This window comes from Acidicapsa dinghuensis, from assembly GCF_025685685.1.
Taxonomy (GTDB): Bacteria; Acidobacteriota; Terriglobia; order Terriglobales; family Acidobacteriaceae; genus Acidicapsa; species Acidicapsa dinghuensis.
In genome coordinates this window covers 142,970-166,943 of sequence record NZ_JAGSYH010000007.1, presented here as the reverse complement: position 1 = coordinate 166,943, position 23,974 = coordinate 142,970, and the positions used below count along the sequence as shown (strand labels likewise).

The window sequence follows — 23,974 nt, the reverse complement described above, 5'->3', positions numbered from 1 at the left end:
TGTGGTTGAGGTACTGACGCCGGTAAGCAAATCAAAACAAACCCGGCTGGTCAGCCACGGGTGTGTCTTGCATATCTGCTTTCGCCTGGAAGTTGATTATGCGAAGGAAGAAGAGACTAGAGTGCGCACCCGTCGAAAATGTTCGACAGACGACAACAACACCGGTTTTGGGAACCGCAGCGCATCTCTTCTAAAGATGCTAACAGACGGCTGAGGTTGCAGCAAGTTGCGCAACCCCAGCCATCCCGGCCTAAAACAGAAACTTCAGCGCAAACTGAAGCTGCCGCGACGTCGTCGCCGTAGCCGTCAACACACCCGCGGTTGGCGACAGCGCTGCCGCCGTAGCTGGCTTTGCCGGAGTTGGCCCCGTGCTGAAGACTACTGGATTCGGTGTCGAGAAGTTCGCATGGTTCAGCGCGTTGAAGAACTCCGCGCGAAACTGGGCTCTTACGCCCTCATGGATCGTTGTTGTTTTGGCCAGCGATACATCCAGATCTGCAAGCCCTGGACCGATCAATGAATCGCGCGAAGTATTGCCAAAGCTCCCCTGATATGGCGCCTCAAACGCCTCTGGATTGAACCATTCACCCGGCGTGCGTGGGTAAAGCTCGCCATGGAAATCAGGGTTCAACTGCGGGCGCGCCGGATTACGCGAATCTCCATTGCCCGTAGGGTTATAACCAAGCTGCGGCGAAAACGGAAACCCGCTCTGCAACGAAGCAATGCCGCTTACCGTCCACCCGGAAACAGCCTGGCTTGCCACCGCATTACCAGGATCGAGCAACCGTCCGCGTCCCACCGGCAGATCCCAGCTTCCATTGATTGCTGCCGACTGGCTGATATTCGTCGCCGCCGGTCCGTAATCCACCTTCGCATTTGCAGGATACGAAACATATGCCGGAGTGTTCGCCGATACACTCGTGTTCCACGCCGATCCATCATCCAGATTGCGCGACCACGTATACACTCCACGCAGCTGGAACCCATGGCTGATCTGCTTGCGTACATCGGCTTCAAGGGCATGATAGTTACTGATGCCCTGCGACACCCAAGACGTCGTATTCGCCAGGTTTGGGTTCGCATACGTCGTCGTCGGATAGTAGATCGTCCCCGCTGTCAGCGCCGCGGGGCATGATGGATCGGGGCAGATCACCGACGCGGGAGTATTCATATCCTCCGACAGAATCTGGTGATACCCATGCGACCCAACATAGCCCACCGTCAGCGTCGTTGCAGGCGCAATCTCCTGTTCCACCTTCAACGTCCATGACAGTACCGTAGGCGTCTGCAGATTTGGCTGCACATTGCTTGGAGAAACCTGCCCGCCCGTTGCGCTCGTTGTCGAAAGAGCAGGCAGTTTGCTCACCACCGTGTTGCTATAAGAAAACGTCGTGTTATACGGCGCAGTCTGATCCAGCCGGTAATCCAGCGTGTCCAGCAGCGCGCGGTGTAGGCCAAAGCCGGCTTTCACCACCGTCTTGCCTTTGCCAAATGGATCCCACGCGAGCCCAACGCGCGGTTCCGGCATAAACTTGGCGCGATTGTCGGAAAGCGCCGAGCTGCCCACCGTCGGCGTCGTGTTAATCACGCCATCGGTAAAGAGATAGTTCGAAGCGCGCCCCTGCGCCTCATTCCATCCCGTTGATGACTCCACACGCAGCCCCGCTCGCAACTCCAGCCGGGGCGTTACTTTCCATGCGTCTTCCACAAACCCCGCGCTGAAAAGCGAGCGCCAGCCCAGCTCCGTTGCCGAGGGAACAATCGTGTACTTCGACACCTGCCCCTGCTCAAACGTGGCAAGCGTTGAAAACGAAGCCTGTCCGTACTGATACTGCGCCAGTGCATCGTTCGATTGCAGCCGCTGCAGCCACACGCCGGCCTCAAGCTGATGATGCCCGCGCGTGTAGTAGATATGATCATCTACCGTGAATAGATTGCGCGCCGTGGCATTGTCGCTGCCCGTATTCGCACCCGCCTGCGTAATCTGCGATGCTCCATTCGATGCGGTGCTACCCGCAATCACAATCGCTCCCACCGGCGCTCCATCCACCCATCCCGCAACTCCCCCGTCTACGAGGCTCTGAAATCCAAACGTTGCGCGCGAAAATCCAACTCGCGCCGTATTCAGCAGCCGCGAGGAGAAGATATGCTGCTCCTGCCCACTCAGCACCTGCTCTCGCAGATTTTCATAAATTGAAGAGTAAGGATTTGCCGATGGTGTCGTTGCATCACTGTCGTCAATCGTGTAAACCGCAAAGAACAAATCGCTCGGCGTCAGATTCCAGTCCGCGCGCGTCGTCCCAAAGTCCTCACGTACATGCTGCAGTGGATTCGAAAATGCTTCTGCAATCCCTTGACCAAGTTCGGTCGTTCCTTCAGGCCACAGCGCCAGCAACGGTTGCACGCTCGCAACTGTAGCCGCGCGCGCCGACGCATCAGGGACGAACGTCACATCGCTCAACCCAAGCCGCTGCCGATAACCCTCATAGTTGCCGAATAGAAATACCTTGTCATGGCGAATCGGGCCGCCCAGTGCCGCGCCAAAATTGTTCCGTTGAAATGGCGGAATATGTGCCTGGTCAAAGTAGTTCCGCGCATCGAGCGCACTGTTGCGGAAGAACTCATACACCGACCCATGCAGAGCATTCGTGCCCGATGCCGTGATGATTGAAACCTGCGCACCCGCTCTCTTGCCGTAATTCGCGCCATACGTATCGCTCACCACATTGAACTCGCGCACAGCCTCGACGCCCAGCAGTTGCCCGCTTGTTCCACCAGGCGTCACGTTAATCAGTGAAGCACCGGTGTACTCAATGCCATTTAACAGAAAAAGATTGTCCTGCGGCCTGCGCCCCGACACGGAAAACATGTTGCCGACAGAAGAGTTCGAAGTACCTACTCCGCCCGATCGTTGTGTTGTGTAGTTGACCGCCGCCGGATTCAACTGCAGTAGCTGGTCAAAGCTGCGTCCATTCAACGGCAGCTCTTTCACCTGCCGCTCATCCACCAGCCCCTGCGTCTGCAACGTTGAAACATCAACTCCGGGCTGCGAATCAGAAACTGAAACAGTCTGCTCCACCTTGCCCACAGCCAGCACAAAACGAAGCTGCACATTCTGGCCCACGGTTACGGTGATGCCCGCCTGTTCCTGCGAAGCAAACCCATCGCGTTCGACCGTTACTGCGTACACACCCACCGGAATCGAAGGGGCTGAGAATGAGCCTTCCGGCCCGGTGACCAGTTCGCGTGTATTGCCCGTCTCCTGGTTGCGAACCGTCACATGCGCACCGCCGACTGCTGCGTTGCCCGGATCTGTGATCGAGCCGGAAATAGTACCACCAACGAGCTGACCGATTGCGGCATCTGGCAAGAGCATCACAGCAAAAGCGAACAAAAAAGCAAGAGTAGGCAAAATTACCCGTGTCTTATACATCGAACTTTCCTCAAAATCGAATGAATGAAATGGAATGAGACGGCTTCAGGCGCAGAAGATCAGCGACAACAACAGGCTCGCTGCATGTAGCCATGCCGGAGAAACTGTGGATGGGATTGCATAGCGGTCAAACGAAAACTCCGGAACTGCGATGAGGTTGTTGGGGAAGAGTGCGAACCAGTTAGTTCGCCAGAGAAGAGATGATTAGCGAAGACAACAACAGGCTGCGAGCGTCTGGGAGACACTCAAGCTGACCATGTTTTCGCTAAACACCATCACAATCGGAGAGTACCACAGGTTGCAATCTCAAGCGAATCGGCCCACCCCGAAGATGACTGGGGGGGCACATCGCCCAGTCACCCGGCAACCGGAAGCTTCAGCGCCAAGATCTTCGTTTTCCCTCGAAAAATCAGCTCTTTTGAAACGGCAAAATACAATCTCATGATTATTGTATGCAACATCGTATACTATAAACACATCGCACTTCTCGACTTCAGACTTCTCGGTCCAGTCTGATACACAAGGGCTTATATCCGGATTTGCGATTCCTGATGCTCGGATAATTCAAAAGATCGCGGACCTCAACAGACCGCCAGGGGATACGAATGCAATCACACCTGCCTCAACGGATCGAAGTCATTGACTCCCACACGGCAGGGGAGCCAACACGCTGCATCATCTCAGGCGGCCCGCAGCTCGGCGCCGGGTCGGTTGCAGAACGGCTCGCCCGGCTTCGCGCCAGCCATGACGTGTATCGCCGCGCAGTGCTGTGCGAGCCTCGCGGTTCCGATGTTCTCGTAGGCGCGCTGCTCGTTGAGCCGGCAGATCCCGCATCCGCCGCCGGCGTCATCTTCTTTAACAACGCAGGCTATCTCGGCATGTGCGGCCACGGAACCGTCGGCGTCGCCGCCACACTCGCGTATCTCGGCAGGCTCAGTCTCGGTCGTCACATCTTCGAGACGCCTGTGGGCAACGTCACCGTCTCTCTCGCAGAGTCCGGCGAAGTCACCATCGGCAACGTCACCGCATATCGCCATCGCGCGCGTGTTCCCGTCGAAGTCGATGGTTATGGCACGTTGTATGGCGACGTAGCCTGGGGCGGCAACTGGTTTTATCTCATCGAAGAGCATCCATTTCAATTGCTCATCGAGAAGGTTGAGTCGCTGACGGACTTCACTTGGAAGGTCCGTAAATCACTAACCGAGCAGGGCATCACCGGTGCGAACGGTGCGGAGATCGACCACATCGAGCTCTTCGGTTCACCACTCGATCCCGCCAATCACAGCCGCAACTTCGTGCTGTGTCCCGGCAAAGCGTATGATCGCTCACCCTGCGGCACCGGCACCAGCGCCAAGCTCGCCTGCCTCATCGCCGACGGCAAGCTCAAGCCCGGCCAGCCATGGCGTCAGGAAGGCATTCTCGGCAGCGTCTTCACCGGCTGTATGCAGCAGGATGGTGACCGCCTCATTCCCACTATCACCGGCTCCGCTTATGTTACTGCTGAGTCCTCACTCATCTTCGAGCCAAACGATCCATTTCGCACCGGCATCTCCACCAGTGAGGCAATCGCTGGATGACCCAGCCCGCCATCTTCGACGTGGCGATCGCCGGCGGAGGCATCGTAGGCGCAGCCTGCGCACGTGCTCTCGCGCATCGCGGCCTAAGCGTCGCTCTCGTAGAACGCGATGTGCTCGGCTCCGGAGCCACGTCTGCCGGCATGGGCCATGTCGTCGTCATGGATGACTCCGAAGCTCAATTCGCACTCACACGCTACTCGCAGCAGCTCTGGCGCGAACTCGCACCAAAGCTTCCCGCAAATTGCGAATACGAAGAGTGCGGCACCCTCTGGGTAGCAGCCGACGAAGAAGAAATGGCTGCCGTTGAGCAGAAGCATCGCTGGTACGGTGATCGCGGTGTGCCCACCAGCACCCTCACCGCATCAGAACTCTCCGCAGCCGAACCCAATCTACGCAGCGGCCTTGCAGGCGCTCTGCTAGTTCCGCAGGATTCCGTCGTTTATCCGCCAGTCGTCGCGCTTACCCTCGCCCGCGAGGCCGAAAAACTTGGCGCAGCTCTCTACATCGGCAAGCAGGTCCACATCCTCAGCGATGGCAAGCTCGTGCTGCAAGACGGCAGCATAATCCGTGCTCATACCATCATCAACGCGCTCGGCTCTGAATCGGCGCGCATCACGCCAGGCGTTCCCGTCCGCAAACGCAAAGGCCATCTGCTCATCACCGACCGCTATCCCGGTTTCGTTCGTCATCAGCTCGTCGAGCTCGGCTATCTCAAAAGCGCGCACAAATCTACCGGAGACTCCGTAGCCTTCAACGTGCAGCCGCGCAGCACGGGCCAGCTTCTCATCGGCTCCTCGCGTCAATACGGCGCTGAAACCAGCGAAGTCAACCAGCCCGTCGTGAGCGCCATGTTGCAGCGCGCTATCGAATACATTCCGCGCGTCGCCGATCTCAAAGCCATTCGCATCTGGACCGGCTTTCGCGCTGCCACTCCCGACAAGCTGCCGCTCATCGGCCCTTACAGCGACGATCAATCGCTCTGGCTCGCCACCGGCCACGAAGGCCTCGGCATCACCACATCCTTGGCGACAGGCGAGCTCATCGCCGACCTGATCACAGGCCGCACAACCGCAATTCCCTGCGAACCCTATCTGCCCGCCCGCTTTGCCAATGCAAATCAAGCAAATCATCTAAGCAAACCATGAGAGTGAGGAAGCCCATGCAATGGACTGGAGTCATGCCGGCATTAACCACGGCATTCAATGAAGATCTCAGCATCGATCACCCATTCGTAGCACGCCACGCGCAATGGCAGGTCGAGAACGGCGTCACCGGCCTCATCGCCCTCGGCTCGCTCGGTGAAGCCGCCACCATGGCCTTCGACGAAAAGCTCGACCTCATCGCAACGCTCGTCCGCGCTGTCGATGGCAAAGTGCCGGTCGTCGCCGCCATCTCCGCGCTCTCCACCAGTGAAGCTGTGGCGCTCGCAAAAGCCGCATACGCAAAGGGCGCGCAAGGCCTCATGATCTTGCCGCCCTATGTCTACAAGGGCGACTGGCGCGAGATGAAAGCTCACGTCGCCGCAATCCTCGAAGCCACTCCACTCACCGCCATGCTCTACAACAACCCGGTAGCATACGGCACCGACTTCCTGCCCGAGCAGATTCAGGAACTCGCCACAGAATATCCCAACCTCAAAGCAGTAAAAGAGTCCTCAACCGATGTCCGTCGAGTCACCGCCATCCGTGCGCTCGTCGGCAATCGCCTCTCCATCTTCGTCGGAGTCGATGACGCCATCGTCGAGGGCATCAACGCAGGCGCCACAGGCTGGGTCGCCGGACTTGTCAACGCTTTCCCACGCGAGAGTGTCGATCTCTTCCGCCTCGCCAGCGAAAGCAAATCCGCCGAAGCCTTCGAGCTCTATCGCTGGTTCCTACCCCTGCTCCGCATGGACACCGTGCCCAAGTTTATCCAGCTCATTAAGCAAGTCCAGCAGGAGATCCACGTCGGAAGCGCCCGCGTTCGCGCTCCGCGTCTCGAAGTCATCGGCGAAGAGCTAGCCGCCACCCGCGCAGCTGTGCAGCACGCAATCGCAAGTCGCCCCAGCATCGCAGTCGCCAGCACGCAACTCACCGTCAAAGCTGCTGCAAAATAATCACAAAGATATCAGCAAGCGAAGAGGGCAGCCTTACCAGCTGCCTCGCTCGCCAAACATATCAATCACACGCGCCAGGCGCTTGCAGCCATTCTCCCAGTTCAGGCGCAACGCCAGCTCCAACTTGTCGGCATTGCCTTCCTTCACCGCGTCAATGATCGCCTCATGCTCTTCCGTCGAGAGCGTCAGATCATTGATGATCGAGCTTGCATACAACCGCCAATACCGCTCCGTCTGCGGCTCAATCGCCTTGTGCAGCGTCTTCAGCCTCGGCCCCGCGCCAGCCATCACCACCAACCGGTGAAACTCCCGATCGAGATCGAAGATGTTCGCGCCCTCGATCACGCGCTCTTTGGCAATCCTGATCAGCTTTGCATTGATCTCGGAGAGCTTACCGGCCAACTCTGTGCGTGCTGCTTCCGGCAGCACAGCCGCGCGGCGACCAGCCAATCCCTCAACGCACCCAATAATCGGATACAGCTCGCTCGCATCTTCCTTCGTCAGCGAAGAAACCAGCATCCGCGACTTGCTTCCATTGCGCTGCTCCTGCACATAGCCCTCGCGCTGCAGCAGATACAGTGCACCGCGCACCGGCGTCCGGCTCATGTTCAGGTGCTGGCACAAATCGTTTTCAACAATCCATGTGCCCGGCGACAACTTGCCATGCACAATCAGTTCGCGAATCCGCTGAAACGCTATCGTCACACTCGTGCCATGTTCTGCCTTGGCCGAGGCTGTACGCGGAATCTTGGGCTTTGATTTATTGATGGCTGAGATAGGCATAGTGAGAGTCGAAACGAGAATCTCGCTGCAGGCCAGAGAATCTACCGCGATTTTACACGGTTTCCGATCGAAGCATCCTGCTACTCATGGTGGACGCCGGCTTCATCAACAGCGGCAATCGTGCCCACACTCGCTGGAAACACTGGTGGACGCGGCGCAGGCGCGTGCCATCCGTACAGAAACTGCGTTGCAGGCCCGCAGATGCGTCCCTGGCACGGCCCCATGCCGCACCGCGTATGCAGCTTCGCCTCGCGCCATGAATGGCACTCACGCAGCGCACCATGCGGCACATCCTCGCAGCGGCAAACCAAAGTATTTTCCTGCGCAAGACCACGCAGTTCCTCACGCAACGCAAACGCCGCAGCCAGCCGCTCAACAAATCGCAACTGCTTATCGCGTGCAGCAAACAGCGATCGTGCCTTTTCGATCCTTCCAGCAGCAGAGAACCCCGCAATTCGCCCCTCAACCTGAGCCTTGTCCACACCGCCAATGCCTGTTGCTTCGCCTATGCAATAAATGCTTGTGCACGAGGTCTCCTGCGTTTCCTCTACGCGAACAAACCCATTCTCCAGCCCGCATCCCAGCAACTGCGCCAGCTCAGTATTCGGCACAAGATGATACCCAACACCAAGCAGGTCAGCTTCGACCGCAAAGCTCTCCGAGCCGTTCGTAATCGTGAGTCGCTCCAGCTTCCCATCTCCGCGAGCCTCGCTGACCCAATGGCCGAAGTAGTATTTCGTACCCATCGTCCGCAGCCGATAGCGCAAACCCTCCATCAGCTTTCCCGGCGCACTCGGCGCCAGATGCATGCCAAGGCTCATCAGCCGCGACAACGGCGCCTGCTCAACCACCGCAACGATCTTCGCCCCAGCCTCATGCAGATGAGCCGTCACGGCCATCAGCAGCGGACCAGTCCCTGCCAGCACAACGCGCATACCGCGAACATCGAAGCCCGATTTCGCAAATGCCTGCAGCCCGCCCGCACCATAGATCCCCGGCAGCGTCCATCCAGGAAAGGGAAGAAACAGTTCTCTCGCGCCAGTCGCCAGTATCAGCTTCCTATAACGCAGATCGCGAAATCCTCCCAGCCCCTCGACGCGGATAAACGGTGTCCCCAAAGCATCCGTCCCGGCATCCGTAGCGCGCCATCCGCACAACACATCAACCTTCGCGCTGCGAATGCGCTCCATCCACTGCTCCGCAGAGTGCGAAACGCTCACAGCAGCGTTGCCGCGCCGCCAGATTTGTCCGCCCGCTGCTGGATTATCATCTTCCAGCCCAACCTGCAAACCAGCTTCAGCAGCAGTCGCCGCCGCTGCCAGCCCACCAGGCCCCGCGCCAATCACCAGGCAATCGTAAACGCCGCTCATTCGGTCACGACCACCATTCCCGGCTCGCATACAAGCTGACACGTAAGCTGATGCGCGCGCCCGTTCACGCTCGCGCGGCACTCAAAGCAGATGCCCATGCCGCACAGCGGCTGCCTTGCCTCACCACTTATCGAGACGCGGCTGCCTGCACCGTGCTGCAGCAGCGCCGCCGCCACAGTCGCGCCCTTCGGTACTTCGACAATTCGGCCATTCAGCGAAATGGCAGTCCCTTCCTTCAAAGCCTCTCCTGTCAAAGCTCTTAGGTCTTCAGCTTACAATGGCTATCGCCATAAGCTGCGATAGTGATTTCGTCTCGCAGTTCTCAAACCCTCATGGAAAACGTTATCCTTCCAATCGATAAAAGATTCTCCTGCCAGAACAAGAATACGAGGTGTGCGCATATGAATGACGGCTTCAGCCGTAGACGTTTTCTCGCCAGCTCAGGAGCACTCGGAGCAGCAACGCTCTTTCCATCCAAAGCTGCCCTTGCATCCGCACCCGCTCGCAGCGAACAGGTCGCCTCTGCAAGCAGCGCAGATGTCGCCACCCGCAACCTTGTCCATTCCTCCGTCTCCAAGGTCAAATGGCAGGCTGAGCCATTCGCCATGCCCGACGTCCGCCTGCTCCCCGGCCCTTTCAAGCAGATGATGGAGCTCAACCGCAGCTTCCTCTACTCTCTACCCAACGACCGCCTCGCGCACAACTTCCGCGTCACTGCAGGCATCCCATCCGACGCCGATCCGCTTGGCGGTTGGGAAGCCCCCGACTGCGAATTGCGCGGCCACTACGTCGGCCACTATCTCTCGTCGTGCGCTTTACTCCACGTCAGTACCGGCGACGAGCCCATCCTTCACAAGGCCAACGATCTCGTCCAAATCCTCTCCGAGTGTCAGGCTAAAGACGGATACCTCGGCGCATATCCCACCGCCTTCTACGACCGCCTCCGCAGGCATGAGCAGGTCTGGGCGCCCTTCTACACCTACCACAAGATCATGGCCGGACTCATCGATATGTATGAGCACACTGGCAACAAACAAGCCCTCGATATGGCCCTGCGCATGGCCGACTGGGCCGATACTTATGCTCGTTCTTTCACTGACGACGATTGGCAGCGCGTCCTTCTCGTCGAACAGGGCGGCATGATGGAGTCTGCATTTAATCTTTACGCCATCACCGGCAACGCCAAGTATCGCGAGTTGGCCTATCGCTTCGAGCACAAGAAGATCTTCGATCCGCTCGCCGCCAATGAAGACAAGCTCGACGGCAACCACGCCAATACCAACATTCCCAAGGTAATCGGCGCGGCCCGCGGCTATGAGCTCACGGGCGACACGCGCTACAAAGCCATCAGCGAAAACTTCTACCGCATCGTCACCGATCACCACGCGTACTGCACCGGTGGCACCAGCAACGGTGAGATGTGGCACGCCTCCGACGCCATCGCCAAAGAGCTAGGCCCGGCAGCCGAAGAGTGCTGCTGCTCCTACAACATGATGAAGCTCGCACGTCATCTCTACGGCCAGAGCCCGCAGCCTCAATTCTTCGACTACTACGAGCGTCTGCTTTTCAACGTTCGTGCCGGTACACAGGACCGCAACGGCATGCTGATGTATTATGTGCCGCTCCAGCCCGGCATGTATAAGACCTTCGGCACGCCCTTCGACGCCTTCTGGTGCTGCACCGGAACCGGCAGCGAAGAGTACGCCAAGCTCACCGACTCCATCTACTTCCACGACGAGAGCTCGGTCTACGTCAATCTCTTCATCGCGTCTAAACTCGATTGGAAAGAACGCGGCCTCGAGCTTCGTCAGACTACAAAATTTCCCAATGACGAGCGCATCACTCTTACCATCGATGCCGCCCCGTCGCAGCCAACCGCGCTCAAGGTTCGCATCCCCTACTGGGCCACCAAGGGAGTAACCCTCAGCATCAATGGCGAAACACAATCCGTCGCCGCCGCTCCTTCCACCTATGCCACGCTCGAACACCCATGGAAGGCTGGCGACACCGTCACCATCGATATTCCGCTCACGCTTCATATCGACACCGCGCCCGATGATAAGCAGGTCCAGTCCGCAATGTATGGCCCGCTTGTTCTCGCCGCGCGTCTCGGCACTGAAGGCCTCACCACCTCGATGATCTATGGAGGCAGCGGTCCCCGCGGTTTCGACGATGGCTATCCAATGCCTGAAATCGATCTGCGCCGCCGCCGCAATAATCAGGCTGCTGCGGCCACAGCGGCTCCCTCTGATGATGTGTGGTTTGAACAGATCGAAAGCTCGCCTCAGTACCCGCTGCAGTTCCGCACCAAAGGCCGCGAACCGCAGCACACCCTCGTTCCGCTAAGCCAAATCACAGACGAGCGCTACTCCGTCTATCTGCGCAAAGTAACCGATACTGAGTCGGCTTAAACGCGCCATTCACCAGCCTGCACCACCACTAGGGGTGCCCCAGGTCTCGCTTCTGAGACCTGGGAATCACTAAAGCTCGCATCACCACCACGGCTTGTCATCCTGAGCGAAGCGAAGGATTTGTTTTTGCCGTTGCTTTTGCTTTTCTTGTCTGTCATTCCCGAAGGGAATCCGCTTCTCCCTGACCATGCATCAACAGGACACACTCACACTTCACACCCGCCCCTGTTTTTCAAATCCTGTACCGCCCAGCCTCTACCATAGCCGCGGCAATCTCCCGTCCCAGTATCACCGCATTCGCCGGCTCATGCTTCGCCAGCCGCCGGAAGATCGTCATCTGCGTTCGCAGCATGTCTCCTTCCGCCACTGCACCAAGCACGCGCTCCGCTGCCGTCTCGATCACCCGAAAAGCCCGCATCGCATAATACTTCGCGAGCTTCACCCCCGGCGCATTCGCCTTCCTCTGCTTCTCCGCGCGCAGAATGCAGCTCTCCATCGTCAGCGTTTCAATCAGAATGTCCGCCAGCGCTCCCATCACTTCCTGTTGCTCGCCAAGATCATTCCCAAACCGCTGCGACGCCGCTCCCGAAGTAAACAGCGCCAACTTCTTCGCACTCGCCAGCAGAGCGCGCTCCGCCGCCATGGGCCCGTCATAGCTCACTCGCTCGCCAGGCCCCGCCATCACCTCATCCATCACCTTCTTGATCGCCGGCATCAGCGGCAGCGTCCCGGCCACGGCTCGCTTAATCATGAACCCCGTAGCGATCAGCCGGTTAATCTCGTTCGTCCCCTCAAAGATTCGGTTAATACGCGAATCCCGGTAACTCCGCTCCGCCGGATACTCCTCCACATACCCATACCCCCCGTGAATCTGCAGCGCATGATCCGCCACCCGCTCCAGCGCTTCCGACCCCAGCACCTTCAGGATCGAGCACTCCACCGCAAACTCTTCAATTCTCTTCTGCACATCCTGCGCATACGTCGCCGAATCGTGATTCAAATCCGCCAGTGCCGCATCAATCGCTCCCACCACGCGATACACCGCCGACTCCGTTGCATAAATCGCCGCCGCCGAGTCCGCAATCTTTTCCTGAATCAGCCCAAACGTCGCAATTGGCTTCCCAAATGCCACGCGCTCCTTCGCATATCGCACCCCATTGCGAAACGCGAACCGCATCCCGCCCAGCGTCCCCGCCGCCAGCTTGTACCGCCCCACATTCAAAATGTTGAAAGCAATGTGATGCCCCTTGCCCGCCGTCCCCAGCAGATTCTCCACCGGCACCCGGCAATCCTCCAGCACCAGCGGACACGTAGAAGACCCGCGAATCCCCAGCTTGTGCTCCTCAGCCCCCACCGAAAGCCCGGGCGTCCCGCGCTCAATCAGAAACGCCGAAAATTGCTCGCCATCGATCTTTGCAAACACGGTGAAAAGATCCGCAAACCCCGCATTCGAGATCCACATCTTCTCGCCATTCAGCACATAGTGCTTGCCGTCCTCCGACAGCTTTGCCCGCGTGCGAATATTCATCGCATCCGACCCCGCCGAAGATTCCGACAGCGCATACGCCGCGATCCACTCGCCGCTCGCCAGCTTCGGCAGATACTTCGCCTTCTGCTCGTGCGTCCCGTACCACACCAGCGGCATCGTCCCAATCGTGCAGTGCGCGCCAAGCGTCACAGAAAACCCACCCGATACGCTCAGGTTGTCGGCCACAATCGCCGACGTAATCTTATCCATCGCCAGGCCGCCATACTCCTCCGGAACATCCACTCCCAGCAGCCCCAGCTCACCCAGTTCGCGCATCAATTCGCGCGTGACAGCAAAATCCTTCTCCTCAATCGCCTCAGCCTGCGCCAGTATCTTCTCTTCCGCGAAGCTCGTCGCAGTCGACGCAACCTGCCGCTGCTCCTCTGACAAATCCTCCGGCGTGAACACATCATCCGGAGTCAAATCCTCGAGCAGAAAACTCCCGCCCACCACTCGCTTCGCCACGCTTACCCCCGCCTCAACAGTCATCGCGATCCCTCCGCCAGCAAATCAATCCTGCAGATTCTCAAAGATCCCCGCAGCACCCTGCCCACCGCCCACACACATCGTCACCATGCCATAACGCGCCTTGCGCCGCTTCATCTCCGGTAAGATGCTCGCCGTAAGCTTCGCGCCCGTGCATCCCAGTGGGTGCCCCAGCGCAATTGCGCCGCCATTCACATTCACGCGCTCCATGTCCATGCCCAGCGTGCGAATCACCGCCAGCGACTGCGCCGCAAATGCCTCGTTCAACTCAATCACGTCAATGTCCTCAAGCCTCAAACCCGCCAGCTTCAACGCTTTCGGAACCGCATAAACAGGCCCGATTCCCATCTCCTCCGGCAAACACCCCGCATACGCAAACGACACAAACCGTGCCAGCGGCTTCAGCCCTAGCTCCTTCGTGCGATCCGCCGACATCACCACCACCGCTGCCGCTCCATCCGATGTCTGGCTGCTGTTGCCCGCCGTCACCACACCCTTCGCGTGAAACACCGGCTTCAGCTTCGCCAGCGCCTCAATCGAAGTATCAGCACGCGGCCCCTCATCAACCGCAAAGATAATCTCATTCTTTGAAGGCTTTCCATTTCCATTGCGCTCTGAACTCACCACCGTCACCGGCACAATCTCATCGTTGAACTTGCCCGCACCAATCGCCGCCAACGCCTTCTTATGACTCGCCAGCGCAAACGCATCCGAATCCTCACGCGAAATCTCGTAATGTTTCGCCACGCGCTCCGCCGTCAGCCCCATCGACATGTAAGCGGTGGGATGATTCTCCATCAGCCATGCATTCGCCGAAACCTTGTTCCCGCCAAACGGCACAAACGACATCGACTCCGTACCACCCGCCACAATTGCATCCGCACCGCCGCCGCGAATCCTCTCCGCAGCAAGAGCAATCGTCTGCAATCCTGAAGCGCAGTAGCGATTCACCGTCATCGCGCCCGCTTCCACCGGCAGCCCCGCACGCAACGAAATCAGCCGCGCCACATTCATGCCCTGCTCACCCTCCGGCATCGCGCAGCCAATAATCACATCATCAATCTCTTTCGCATTTAGTTCAGGCACACGCTCCAGCGCGCCCTTCACCGCATACGCACCCATATCATCCGGCCGCGTAAATCGCAGCGTCCCCCGCGGAGCCTTGCCCACCGCAGTCCGCACCGCACTAACAATCACAGCTTCTCTCATCGCTCACCCACACTCACACTTCACACTAGTTCCGCAGTGGCTTACCCGTCTTCAACGTAAACCCAATCCGCTCCATCGTCTTCTTCTCACCACACAGCGACAAAAACGATTCGCGCTCTAGATCCAGCAAATACTGCTCATCCATCAGCGTTCCCGCCGTCGCATCGCCACCCGTCAACACCCGCGCAATGTGGTTCGCCACCTTTGCATCGTGATCGCTGATGTACTCACCCTCGCGCATCAGATACACACCCAGCTTCAGCGTCGCCTGCACACTCTCACCCGGCGCGGCAATATCCCTCCGCATCACCGGCGCGACATAACCTTCGTTCAGCAGCCGCAGCGCCTGGTCCTTCGCATCGCTCACCAGCCGCGCACGATTCATCGATATTGCATCTGTATCGGAAAGAAATCGAAACGCGCGCGCCTCTTCCGCAGAAGTAGAAACCTTCGCCATCGCAATCGTCTGAAACACACCTTTGATCGTCTCAATCGAATCCACCGATCCCGGTCTCGGATCGCCACCTACCACCGCCGCCGCATCCAGCGCGCGCAGCAACATCTCCTTGCACCCGCCTCCGCCCGGAATCAATCCCACACCCGCTTCCACCAGCCCGGCGTACAGCTCCAGATGCGCCTGTCTCTGCGCCGCATGCAGTGAGATCTCCGTTCCTCCGCCAAGACACATGCCAAACGGTGCGACCACCACTGGCCTCGCACAGAACTTGATTGCCTGCGTCATCTCCTGGAACCCGCGAATGCTCCAGTCAATCTCATCCCACTCCTCGTCCTGAATTCCCAGCAGCAACTGCATCAGGTTCGCACCGACAGAAAAATTCTGCCCATCGTTCGCAATCACAAATCCGGCAAAGTTGCGTACCGCATCGCTCTCCGGCTGCAGTTGCTTCTTCACAAAGTTCACAATGTCCGAGCCTAAAGAATTCATCTTCGAGTGAAACTCGAAGCACGCAATGCCATCGCCAAGATCGACCAGCGAAATCGAAGAGTTCTCCGCAAACACCCCGTTGCTGCGTTTGTAACTCGCTATCGGCGCGTGCTCCACGGCAAGCATCACTGGTTTGTATGCGCCAAACTCAACGTCGAAGTATTCAGTGCCATCTGCGCGATACCACGACTCGCCGCCGGCAGCCAACAGCTTCTCAACCACCTCAGGAATAGGCTTCCCCGCAGCGCGCATTTTTTTCACCGTGCGCGTCACGCCCGCCGCATCCCACATCGCAAACGGCCCAAGCTCCCAGTTAAATCCCGCTTGCATCGCGCGGTCGATATCTACCAGTGTTCGCGCCACTTCGCCAATGCGATTCGCAGAATACGACCAAAGCTCCGGCAATGCCTGCCAGTAAAACTGCGCCGCGCGATCCTTCTTCGGATCGGCATCCATCACCAGCTTGATGCGCGCCGCAACCGAGTCACTGTTCTTCGCCATATCTACCGTGACGAAATTCGGCTTAGTCGAAGCGCGATATTCCATCGTCTCCGGCACAAGCACCAGCCGGTTCTCCTTGCCATCGGCGCCGCGCTCTTTCTTGTAAAAGCCCTGCTTTGTCTTATCGCCAATCCAGTTGTGCGCCATCAACTGCTCAATTACTTCGGGCAGCTTCACGTCTGCGCGCTCGTCATGCGTCGACTCAAGAAAGTTCTTCGCCACATGCCCCAATATGTCGATGCCAACCAGATCAGCCAGCCGGAACGTGCCCGTCTTCGGCCATCCAATCACTGGCCCGGTCAGTGTATCGATCTCCTCGATGCTCAATCCCTGCTGCTGCATGATCGCAAACGTATTAAGCATCTGGAACGTGCCGATGCGGTTGGCGATAAAGTTCGCCACATCGTTCGCCGGCACGGCGGTCTTGCCTAGTCGTCGATCGCAGAACGTTGCAATTGCATCAATCGCCTCAGCATCGCTTTCCGGTGTGGCAATAATCTCCACCAGCCGCATATACCGTGGCGGATTGAAGAAGTGCGTACCAAACCACCGCTTGCGTAAATCGGCAGGCAACTCCGCACCAATCTGCGTGACCGGCAGCCCGCTCGTATTCGTCGTAAAGAGCGCCGTCGCATGCAGATGCGGAGCAACCTTCGCAAGTAGCGCGCGCTTGATCTCAAGGTTCTCCGCGACAGCCTCAATCACCCAGTCACAGTCTTTCAGCTTTTCAAGATCGTCGTCGAAATTTCCAGGCGTAATCCGGCTCGCAAATGTCGGATCGGTAAATGCCGCAGGCTTCGACTTCCCAAGACTCTCAACAGCTTTGCGTGCCAGCGTGCTTCTGTCACCCTTCGCCCCATCCACATTCGCCGGAACCATATCCAACAGCAGCACCGGCAATCCAGCATTGGCAATATGCGCCGCAATGCGCGAGCCCATCGTCCCCGCACCCAGCACAGCCGCGCGTCGTATGTCATATTTCTGTAAACGTTGCGTATGACCCGGAGAAGATACCGTATCGGCAAAATCAGAAACAAGCGCCATGCAAGCACCTCTGCTGCGGAGCCTAATGCGTCAGACGCTCCATTGTACAGACGGCAAGCATGTAGATACTGTTCGGTTTCAACCGCCCGCATCCCCCACCAATCTGCGGGTGCCCCATCCTTTCGGCGTTCTGTGCCGAAAGGGTGGGAACCACAAATGCCCGCACCAGCAATTGCTTGTTGTTGTCCTTGCTTTTCTTGCCTGTCATCCCCGAAGGGGATCTGCTTTCCGTCCGCACCACCACAAACAGGGGTGCCCCATTCATTCGGCGTTTGTTGGCGAATGAGTGGGAAACCGCCATCGTTTGCACCCTCATCAACACAAGATCCCATTCGCGCAAAGCGCGAACCGGACTGGCGTTTCTTCACGCCTTCCAAAGCATTCGGATCGCATACGCCATAGCGAGAAAGCACAAGATCCAGAACACAATCGGCGCAGCCGCTCCCTCAAACTGCACCGTGCCTAACTTGACGCTGATCGGCCCCTCGGTAATACGCAACACCAGCACCAGGAAAAGCGATCCCACGGCAGCCGCCGGAAGGCCCACAACAGCCGCAAAATGTGCTTCCGTCACCTTCAGCCACGCACCCTCTTTCAGCCCACGCCGCATCACGATCCAGAAGAACAGCAGCGTCATCAGCGTCACCAACCCAACCGCGATCCAACTCATCACCTGCTGTAGTTCCGTCATCCGTCAGCCTCGGCTATTCACAAAATTGTTCAGAACGGGGGATTTCGCATGATTCTACGCCCTACGCCAAACTTGCCCTTGCTTTTCTGTCTGTCATTCCCCAAGCGGGATATGCTTCGCCATGACAAGTCAGGAGAACTCAAGGTAGCATCCTCAGATAACCTGATCGTCTTGAATTTCAAAGGGTGAACAATGAACAAGCTGCCTTACCTCCAAGACTATTCGGGACAATCTTTAGATGAGTCGATCTCGCTCCATGGTAGCGTCCAAACATATTCCATCAACTTTGCTATAGAACGTGCCCTCGATCGCCAATTTGGATACGAAGATTCACCTCTACTTACCAACTATCAGCGCGTAATCCTTGCCGTCCAGAACATCGAAAGAGAAGTTATGAATGGCGGATTCAATCTATTCTTCTTGAACTCGTCTAGCGAATTCGTCCGCTATGTTGTGGATGCGCTGCAACAGATCGATTGCCCTAAGACAGCAGGTCTCGCACGGAGGGCTATCGAAACCCTCGAACTTTCTGATCTTTCTGGGATCGCAATACGGGAGAAAATTATGAAAGATAACGCCGTGCGAAAGGGCATCTTAAATGAACTGGATCAGCAATTCTTTAAGTACGAAGAGCATCTCGACGAAAAACTCTTTGCGTGGATCAAGGAGAATCGCAAGCACATCACTCTTTCTTAGCGCGAACGAGAGGAAGCAAGGCTCTGAGGAAGACAAAAGGGCTTCAGCCCAGCTTTTCACACTCCACACTCGTTTCCCAATGCTCTACGATGAATAAGTCGAAACAGGGAGCATCTCATGCACTGGTTGGGTCAACACATCGCACGCCGCGAATTCCTGAAGCATCTTCGCAATCTCGGCATCGCATCCGCACTTCCAACCTTCAGCCATTCGCTGCTTGCGGAGCCGAATGAAACCGACGCCATCCACAACCGAGCCCCGCTTACTCCCAACGCCTTCTATCTCCTCCCGCTCGGCTCCATCAAGCCGCAAGGCTGGCTTCTGCGCCAGTTGCAGATTCAGGCCACGGGACTAACCGGCCATCTCGACGAAACCTGGGCCGACGTCGGCCCTAACAGCGGCTGGCTCGGCGGCACAGGCGAATCCTGGGAGCGCGGCCCCTACTACCTCGACGGCCTCGTGCCTCTCGCGTATCTGCTCGACGACGCGAAACTCAAAGCCAAAGCCCAGCGATATATCGATTGGGTGCTCACCCATCAGCAATCGAACGGCATGATCGGCCCCGCCTCCAACGACGACTGGTGGCCGCGTATCGTCATCCTTAAAGTCCTTACCCAATACGCAGAGCTGACCAAGGATCCCCGCGTCATTCCGCTCATGGACCGCTACTTCCGCTATCAGCTGACCGCGCTCCCGCAGCGGCCGCTGCGCGACTGGGGCAAATTCCGCTGGCAGGACGAAGCCCTCAGCGTTCTCTGGCTCTATAACCGCACCGGCGAACCCTATCTCATGGATCTCGCCAAGTTGCTTCACCAGCAGGGGCACGACTGGGAAGCACAGTACGCAGACTTCAAATACACACAGCGCATCACACCGGAGTACATCAAGCTCAACGAAGACGGCGGATTGAAAGACCTCGCTCTATCAACCCACGGCGTCAACAACGGCCAGGCCATCAAGACCGGAGCCATCTGGTCCGAAGTCTCCGGCTCCGATGCCGACCGTAAAGCTGTCCTGCAGATGATCTCCGAACTGGACAAGTATCACGGCTTACCCAACGGCATGTTCTCCTGCGACGAACACTTCGCGGGCCTTGACCCCACGCAAGGTTCCGAACTATGCACGGTCGTCGAATATATGTTCTCGCTGGAACAGGCTCTTGCCGTTACCGGCGACGCTTCTCTGGGAGACAAGCTGGAACGTCTCGCTTACAACGCACTGCCCGGCACGCTCACCGACGACATGTGGGCGCATCAGTACAACCAGGAGCCCAATCAGGTTGAGTGCAGCTTGCATCACAAGCCCTGGACCACCGACGGCCCCGAATCCAACCTCTTCGGACTTGAGCCCAACTTCGGCTGCTGCACCGCCAACTACCATCAGGGTTGGCCTAAATTCGCGAACAGCCTCTGGATGACGAGCGGCAGCGGCGATGGTTTGGTTGCTGCTGCCTACGCGCCATGCGAGGTCAGCACTGTCATTGCTGGCGTTCCCGTACATCTTGTCGAAGAAACCGAATACCCCTTCCGCGGTTCCGTCAACCTTACGGTGCATCCTGAAAAAGCCGCGAAATTCCCGCTGCATCTGCGCATTCCCGCGTGGGCTGCTGACGCAACGATTCACGTCAACGGACAAGCACAACCTGCGCCGCAGGCCGGCTCATTTGCCATCGTCGATCGCACCTGGAAAGCCGGCGATCGCATCGAGATTGTATTCCCGATGCAGCCGCGCACCTCGCGTTGGTTCAACAACTCCGTAGCCATCGAACGCGGACCGCTGGTCTTCTCCTACGGCATCGGCGAAGACTGGGTCAAGCTCCGCGACCGCGGCATGACCGCCGACTGGCAGATCTATCCGACGACCGCCTGGAACTACGCTCTTACCCTCGATACCGAATCTCCGGAAAAGCACGTAACAGTAGAAGAATCGCCGATTGGCGCCCACCCCTTCGCCCGCAAAGAAACATCCGTCTCGCTGAAAGTAAAAGCGCGCAGGGCAACAGAATGGCGCGCCGACGACGGTGCAACAAATCCATTGCCGCAAAGCCCCGTAGCCGTTACCACCCCAGAGGAAACCATCACCCTAATCCCCTACGCCGCAGCCAAGCTGCGCATCACAGCCTTCCCTCTAGCCAAATCCGAAACGTAGAGCCTCACCCGGCTCAAGTTTACCCGGGTGCAGCATAATTCCACGCAAACCTCGCCCGAATACAAGCGTTCAAAATTGACTCAAATTGCTCCACGTGGAGCAATATGCCGAGCATTATGATGAACCGGCGCATATAAGAAGGGGCATGGATGACTGGACAAAAGAGACTTCGCGTTTTTGTGGTGGACGACGAGCCCATCATTGCTTTTACCTTGGCTACGATTCTGGAAAGTGCCGGTTATACGGCGCGTCACTTTTCCGATCCAATAGAGGCGCTGCGGGCGGCTGAAACCAATTGTCCTGACTATCTGGTTTCCGATGTGGTGATGCCGAGTTTGAATGGAATTGATTTAGGCGCGCAGTTCAAGGCGATTCATCCGGAGGTGAAGGTGCTGCTGTTTTCTGGTGTGTTGTCTACGGCGCATCTCAAAGAGGATGCGCGGAAGAAGGGGCACGAGTTCGATATCTTGTCGAAACCGATTCATCCGAAGCTGCTGCTGGAAGCGATCGCCAAGATGGGGGATTAGCAAATTGCTCCACGTGGAGCAATTTGAGCTGTGCTGATTAAGTCAAAAATGTTCCACGTGGAACATTTTAAGTGCGCGGGATGAGTTCCGGAGTGTTCCACGTGGAGCAATTTGGGGGAGTGTTCCATGAGGAGCAATTGGTGGGATTGGGCTGTTTTTGGGGCGTGTCAAGGGAGTTTGTTGGAAGTGGAGTTATGTCTTTGAGTTAGATTTGCGGGGAACTATGGGGTTTTGTGCATGGGTTAGAAATGCCATCTACTTTGGTAGGTGGCATTTGTTTTTTGCGTTGGCTGTGGCGTGGTGAAGGAGTCTAATCAGAGGAACTCCGATGTGGAAACCGGGTTGCTTTGTTATGCGATGGCTGATTCTCCTGCTTCTGTTCGCGAATAGCGGGCTGTCTCTCTGGGGGCAGAAGAAGGTGACGGTTGCCCAGGTGGAGGAGGCGCTGCGATGGGATTCGCGCCATGATTCGAAAAGGGGAGGCAGGGCGGATAAGAAAGCAGCGGGACGGCTGGCCGAGGTACTGCTGACGGAACAGTTATCGCAGGATCGGTTTGCGGCCCTGGTTGCGGAGGCGCAGCCGGGGGAGAAAACGGTGGAGCAGCTGCGGATGCTGATGGATGCTTCGATTCTGATGCCGCCACCGAAAGATGAGATAGCGAATGATCCAACGCCGGATATAGAGACGCAGCGGGCGATGGTTGAGCGAGCCGTGCAATATGTGAAGGATACGCTGCGGCATCTTCCGGATTTTCTGGCAACGCGGGAGACGCAAAGCTTCAACAACAAGTGGATGGGGCCGACCGAGGACAAGCCCCAGTTATGGCAGATGATGCCATTGCATTGGGTCAGTGCGACGGAAGAGCGGATTACATATCGCGATGGGGCGGAGGTTTCGGCGACGAATGGTCGCGATAGGACAACGAGTCAACCAATAGCGATTGGGCTGACAACGAGTGGCGAGTTTGGGCAACTGCTGGGTAGTGTGCTGCGGGATGCTTTTGCCGGGAGTGTTCGCTGGAGCCGATGGCAGTTGGTGAAGGGGAAGCGCGTGGCGGTTTTCCACTTTGCGGTGCCAAAGGAGCTATCGCACTATGCAGTGGATTTCTGCTGCGGGTATTGGGCCTCAGAGAAACAATGGGAATGGGAGTTTCACGATCGGCCGGCGTATGACGGGGAGATCTATCTCGATCCTGATGACGGGGTGGTGGAGCGGATCACGCTCCAGGTAGAGATGGCCCAGACGGCTCCAATGGCTTCTTCGATGATTGGAGTTTGGTATGGGCCGGTAACGATTGGAGAGAAGGAGTACGTGTGTCCGGTGCGGAGTGTGGCGGTTTCACAGATTCGGAATGCGGTGACGAATCAAGGTAGGGATTGGGACTTTACGCAGTATGTGAATGAGGTGCGGTTTTTGAAGTACCGGAAGTTTGGGTCGGAGGGGCGGTTGGTGCCGGTGGAGTGAATAATGAAGAGGTTTATTGTTTGCAGAATTAGGTTTTTCGTTGGGCGCGAGATGTTGATCAGGGCAAGCCATAATGAGGGATATGAATCCAGCGGACGGAAAAGCAAAAACGCCATGGCAGCTACTTATTGAGGGTGATCAAGAAGATGCCCTGGAGATAATGAGAAGAGAAATATCCGACGAATCATCTCCTCGAAAGAATTTGGCGTATGCCGTGGCCTTGATGTGGACCTGTAAGTATGAGTGCGTGTTGCAACACTTCACAGGCGTGATCGAGAAATCCGGGGATATGGGCCGATTCCGGATGCAGGGGGAACATGTTTATGCTCTTCTCGGCGCGGCTCACTGGTGCCTTGATGATCACTCCACAGCTGTCGAGACATGGCGATTGGGCATAGAAGCTCCTTACGCGAATTTTGGTGTACCGCTCCAGACCGCCATGCTGATGGTGGCTGCTTCTCTGCTGAATCCATCGGTTTGTTCGATCAGCGAACCCACGGAGATATTGTCGCGAAGAGTTGAAGATGTTCGTGTACATGGGTGGTTGAAGCCGTTGGCAAAATTTGCAATACGGAAGATGAACGCCGAGGAGCTAATGTGCGAAATCGAAAAGGACATGCAGCAGCGGATCGCGCGAACAGGGACGGATTCAAGTAAATACGTGAAATGGGTAATGCTTTTCTACGAAGCTTTGTTCCTTAAGCCTCAGGATAGGCGCGGAACAAAAGATATAAACAAGCGACTCCAATCCTTAACTAGTGGGGAAAACTTTAGAGTTCTGAGTTCAGGTGATTTGTGGCATCTCGCGAGGCGTGGTGAATTCCATATTGCCAAGTATCAAGCACTTGTTACAGAGTCTGAGGGATGAGGAAATGTGGCTTGGACTCTCGATGCCCTGGTTGGAGAGTTTCTAGTGGCATTTGTGAAAGTGAAACACCTACCCAGCTTCTGGTTCGCGGTTTGCGCGGACGGTTTTCCGGGTGATGGTGTGCGCGCAATGGTGATTTCCGGATTTGAGAATCGAGACATGTGCACCCCGTGTTGTGGAGTGCGAGTTAAAAGCA

18 protein-coding genes are annotated in these 23,974 nt (G+C 57.3%); 9 read left to right on the top strand and 9 right to left on the bottom strand.

Annotated features, from left to right (window positions below; all coding sequences use genetic code 11):
* Positions 1-250 precede the first annotated feature (250 nt).
* On the bottom strand, positions 251-3,433 hold the full coding sequence (locus tag OHL22_RS20270; RefSeq protein ID WP_263341398.1) for a TonB-dependent receptor: 3,183 nt from the start codon (positions 3,431-3,433) through the stop codon (positions 251-253).
* Between the two features lie 605 nt (positions 3,434-4,038).
* On the opposite strand from OHL22_RS20270, the gene OHL22_RS20265 reads away from it, so the two are divergent.
* The 3 genes from OHL22_RS20265 to OHL22_RS20255 are packed head-to-tail and all read left to right on the top strand — an operon-like array spanning position 4,039 to position 7,105.
* Positions 4,039-5,010, top strand: a complete 972-nt coding sequence (locus OHL22_RS20265) for a proline racemase family protein (RefSeq protein WP_263341396.1) — start codon at positions 4,039-4,041, stop codon at positions 5,008-5,010.
* Positions 5,007-6,155, top strand: a complete 1,149-nt coding sequence (locus OHL22_RS20260; RefSeq protein WP_263341395.1) for an NAD(P)/FAD-dependent oxidoreductase — start codon at positions 5,007-5,009, stop codon at positions 6,153-6,155. Before OHL22_RS20265 ends, OHL22_RS20260 begins: the two co-directional genes overlap by 4 nt.
* Positions 6,156-6,169: 14 nt before the next feature.
* Positions 6,170-7,105, top strand: a complete 936-nt coding sequence (locus OHL22_RS20255; protein WP_263341394.1) for a dihydrodipicolinate synthase family protein — start codon at positions 6,170-6,172, stop codon at positions 7,103-7,105.
* Between the two features lie 33 nt (positions 7,106-7,138).
* Here the strand turns inward: OHL22_RS20255 and OHL22_RS20250 are convergent, their stop codons facing one another.
* From OHL22_RS20250 to OHL22_RS20240, 3 genes are all read right to left on the bottom strand, one after another.
* Positions 7,139-7,888, bottom strand: a complete 750-nt coding sequence (locus tag OHL22_RS20250; protein ID WP_263341393.1) for a GntR family transcriptional regulator — start codon at positions 7,886-7,888, stop codon at positions 7,139-7,141.
* An 80-nt stretch (positions 7,889-7,968) separates the two neighbouring features.
* Positions 7,969-9,258 carry an NAD(P)/FAD-dependent oxidoreductase gene (locus OHL22_RS20245; RefSeq protein ID WP_263341392.1) on the bottom strand — a complete coding sequence of 430 codons (1,290 nt, stop codon included), beginning with the start codon at positions 9,256-9,258 and terminating at the stop codon, positions 7,969-7,971.
* Positions 9,255-9,497, bottom strand: coding sequence for a (2Fe-2S)-binding protein (locus OHL22_RS20240; RefSeq protein ID WP_263341390.1), 243 nt, complete (start codon positions 9,495-9,497; stop codon positions 9,255-9,257). Before OHL22_RS20240 ends, OHL22_RS20245 begins: the two co-directional genes overlap by 4 nt.
* A gap of 162 nt (positions 9,498-9,659) precedes the next feature.
* On the opposite strand from OHL22_RS20240, the gene OHL22_RS20235 reads away from it, so the two are divergent.
* A complete protein-coding gene (locus OHL22_RS20235; RefSeq protein ID WP_263341388.1) occupies positions 9,660-11,669 on the top strand; it encodes a beta-L-arabinofuranosidase domain-containing protein in 2,010 nt (669 codons plus the stop codon).
* Between the two features lie 232 nt (positions 11,670-11,901).
* On the opposite strand, the gene OHL22_RS20230 is transcribed toward OHL22_RS20235, so the two are convergent.
* The 5 genes from OHL22_RS20230 to OHL22_RS20210 form a co-directional block, all read right to left on the bottom strand.
* Positions 11,902-13,686 carry an acyl-CoA dehydrogenase family protein gene (locus tag OHL22_RS20230; RefSeq protein ID WP_263341386.1) on the bottom strand — a complete coding sequence of 595 codons (1,785 nt, stop codon included), beginning with the start codon at positions 13,684-13,686 and terminating at the stop codon, positions 11,902-11,904.
* Between the two features lie 21 nt (positions 13,687-13,707).
* Positions 13,708-14,892: an acetyl-CoA C-acyltransferase gene (locus tag OHL22_RS20225; RefSeq protein ID WP_263341384.1), complete on the bottom strand. Its 1,185-nt coding sequence runs from the start codon at positions 14,890-14,892 to the stop codon at positions 13,708-13,710.
* Between the two features lie 25 nt (positions 14,893-14,917).
* Positions 14,918-17,383, bottom strand: coding sequence for a 3-hydroxyacyl-CoA dehydrogenase NAD-binding domain-containing protein (locus OHL22_RS20220; protein WP_263341382.1), 2,466 nt, complete (start codon positions 17,381-17,383; stop codon positions 14,918-14,920).
* A gap of 22 nt (positions 17,384-17,405) precedes the next feature.
* Entirely contained in the window at positions 17,406-17,684 is a 279-nt protein-coding gene (locus OHL22_RS20215; protein ID WP_263341380.1) for a hypothetical protein, read from the bottom strand.
* A 63-nt stretch (positions 17,685-17,747) separates the two neighbouring features.
* On the bottom strand, positions 17,748-18,074 hold the full coding sequence (locus OHL22_RS20210) for a hypothetical protein (protein WP_263341379.1): 327 nt from the start codon (positions 18,072-18,074) through the stop codon (positions 17,748-17,750).
* A 192-nt stretch (positions 18,075-18,266) separates the two neighbouring features.
* Between OHL22_RS20210 and OHL22_RS20205 the strand changes: the two genes are divergently transcribed.
* The 5 genes from OHL22_RS20205 (at position 18,267) to OHL22_RS20185 (ending at position 23,778) form a co-directional block, all read left to right on the top strand.
* Positions 18,267-18,770, top strand: coding sequence for a DMP19 family protein (locus OHL22_RS20205; protein WP_263341378.1), 504 nt, complete (start codon positions 18,267-18,269; stop codon positions 18,768-18,770).
* Positions 18,771-18,887: 117 nt separating this feature from the next.
* Complete coding sequence (locus OHL22_RS20200) at positions 18,888-20,918, top strand: glycoside hydrolase family 127 protein (protein WP_263341376.1); 2,031 nt, start codon at positions 18,888-18,890, stop codon at positions 20,916-20,918.
* A gap of 149 nt (positions 20,919-21,067) precedes the next feature.
* Entirely contained in the window at positions 21,068-21,445 is a 378-nt protein-coding gene (locus OHL22_RS20195) for a response regulator (RefSeq protein ID WP_263341374.1), read from the top strand.
* Positions 21,446-21,797: 352 nt separating this feature from the next.
* Positions 21,798-22,910: a hypothetical protein gene (locus OHL22_RS20190; protein WP_263341373.1), complete on the top strand. Its 1,113-nt coding sequence runs from the start codon at positions 21,798-21,800 to the stop codon at positions 22,908-22,910.
* An 82-nt stretch (positions 22,911-22,992) separates the two neighbouring features.
* Positions 22,993-23,778, top strand: coding sequence for a hypothetical protein (locus tag OHL22_RS20185; RefSeq protein ID WP_263341372.1), 786 nt, complete (start codon positions 22,993-22,995; stop codon positions 23,776-23,778).
* The last annotated feature ends 196 nt before the right edge of the window (positions 23,779-23,974 follow it).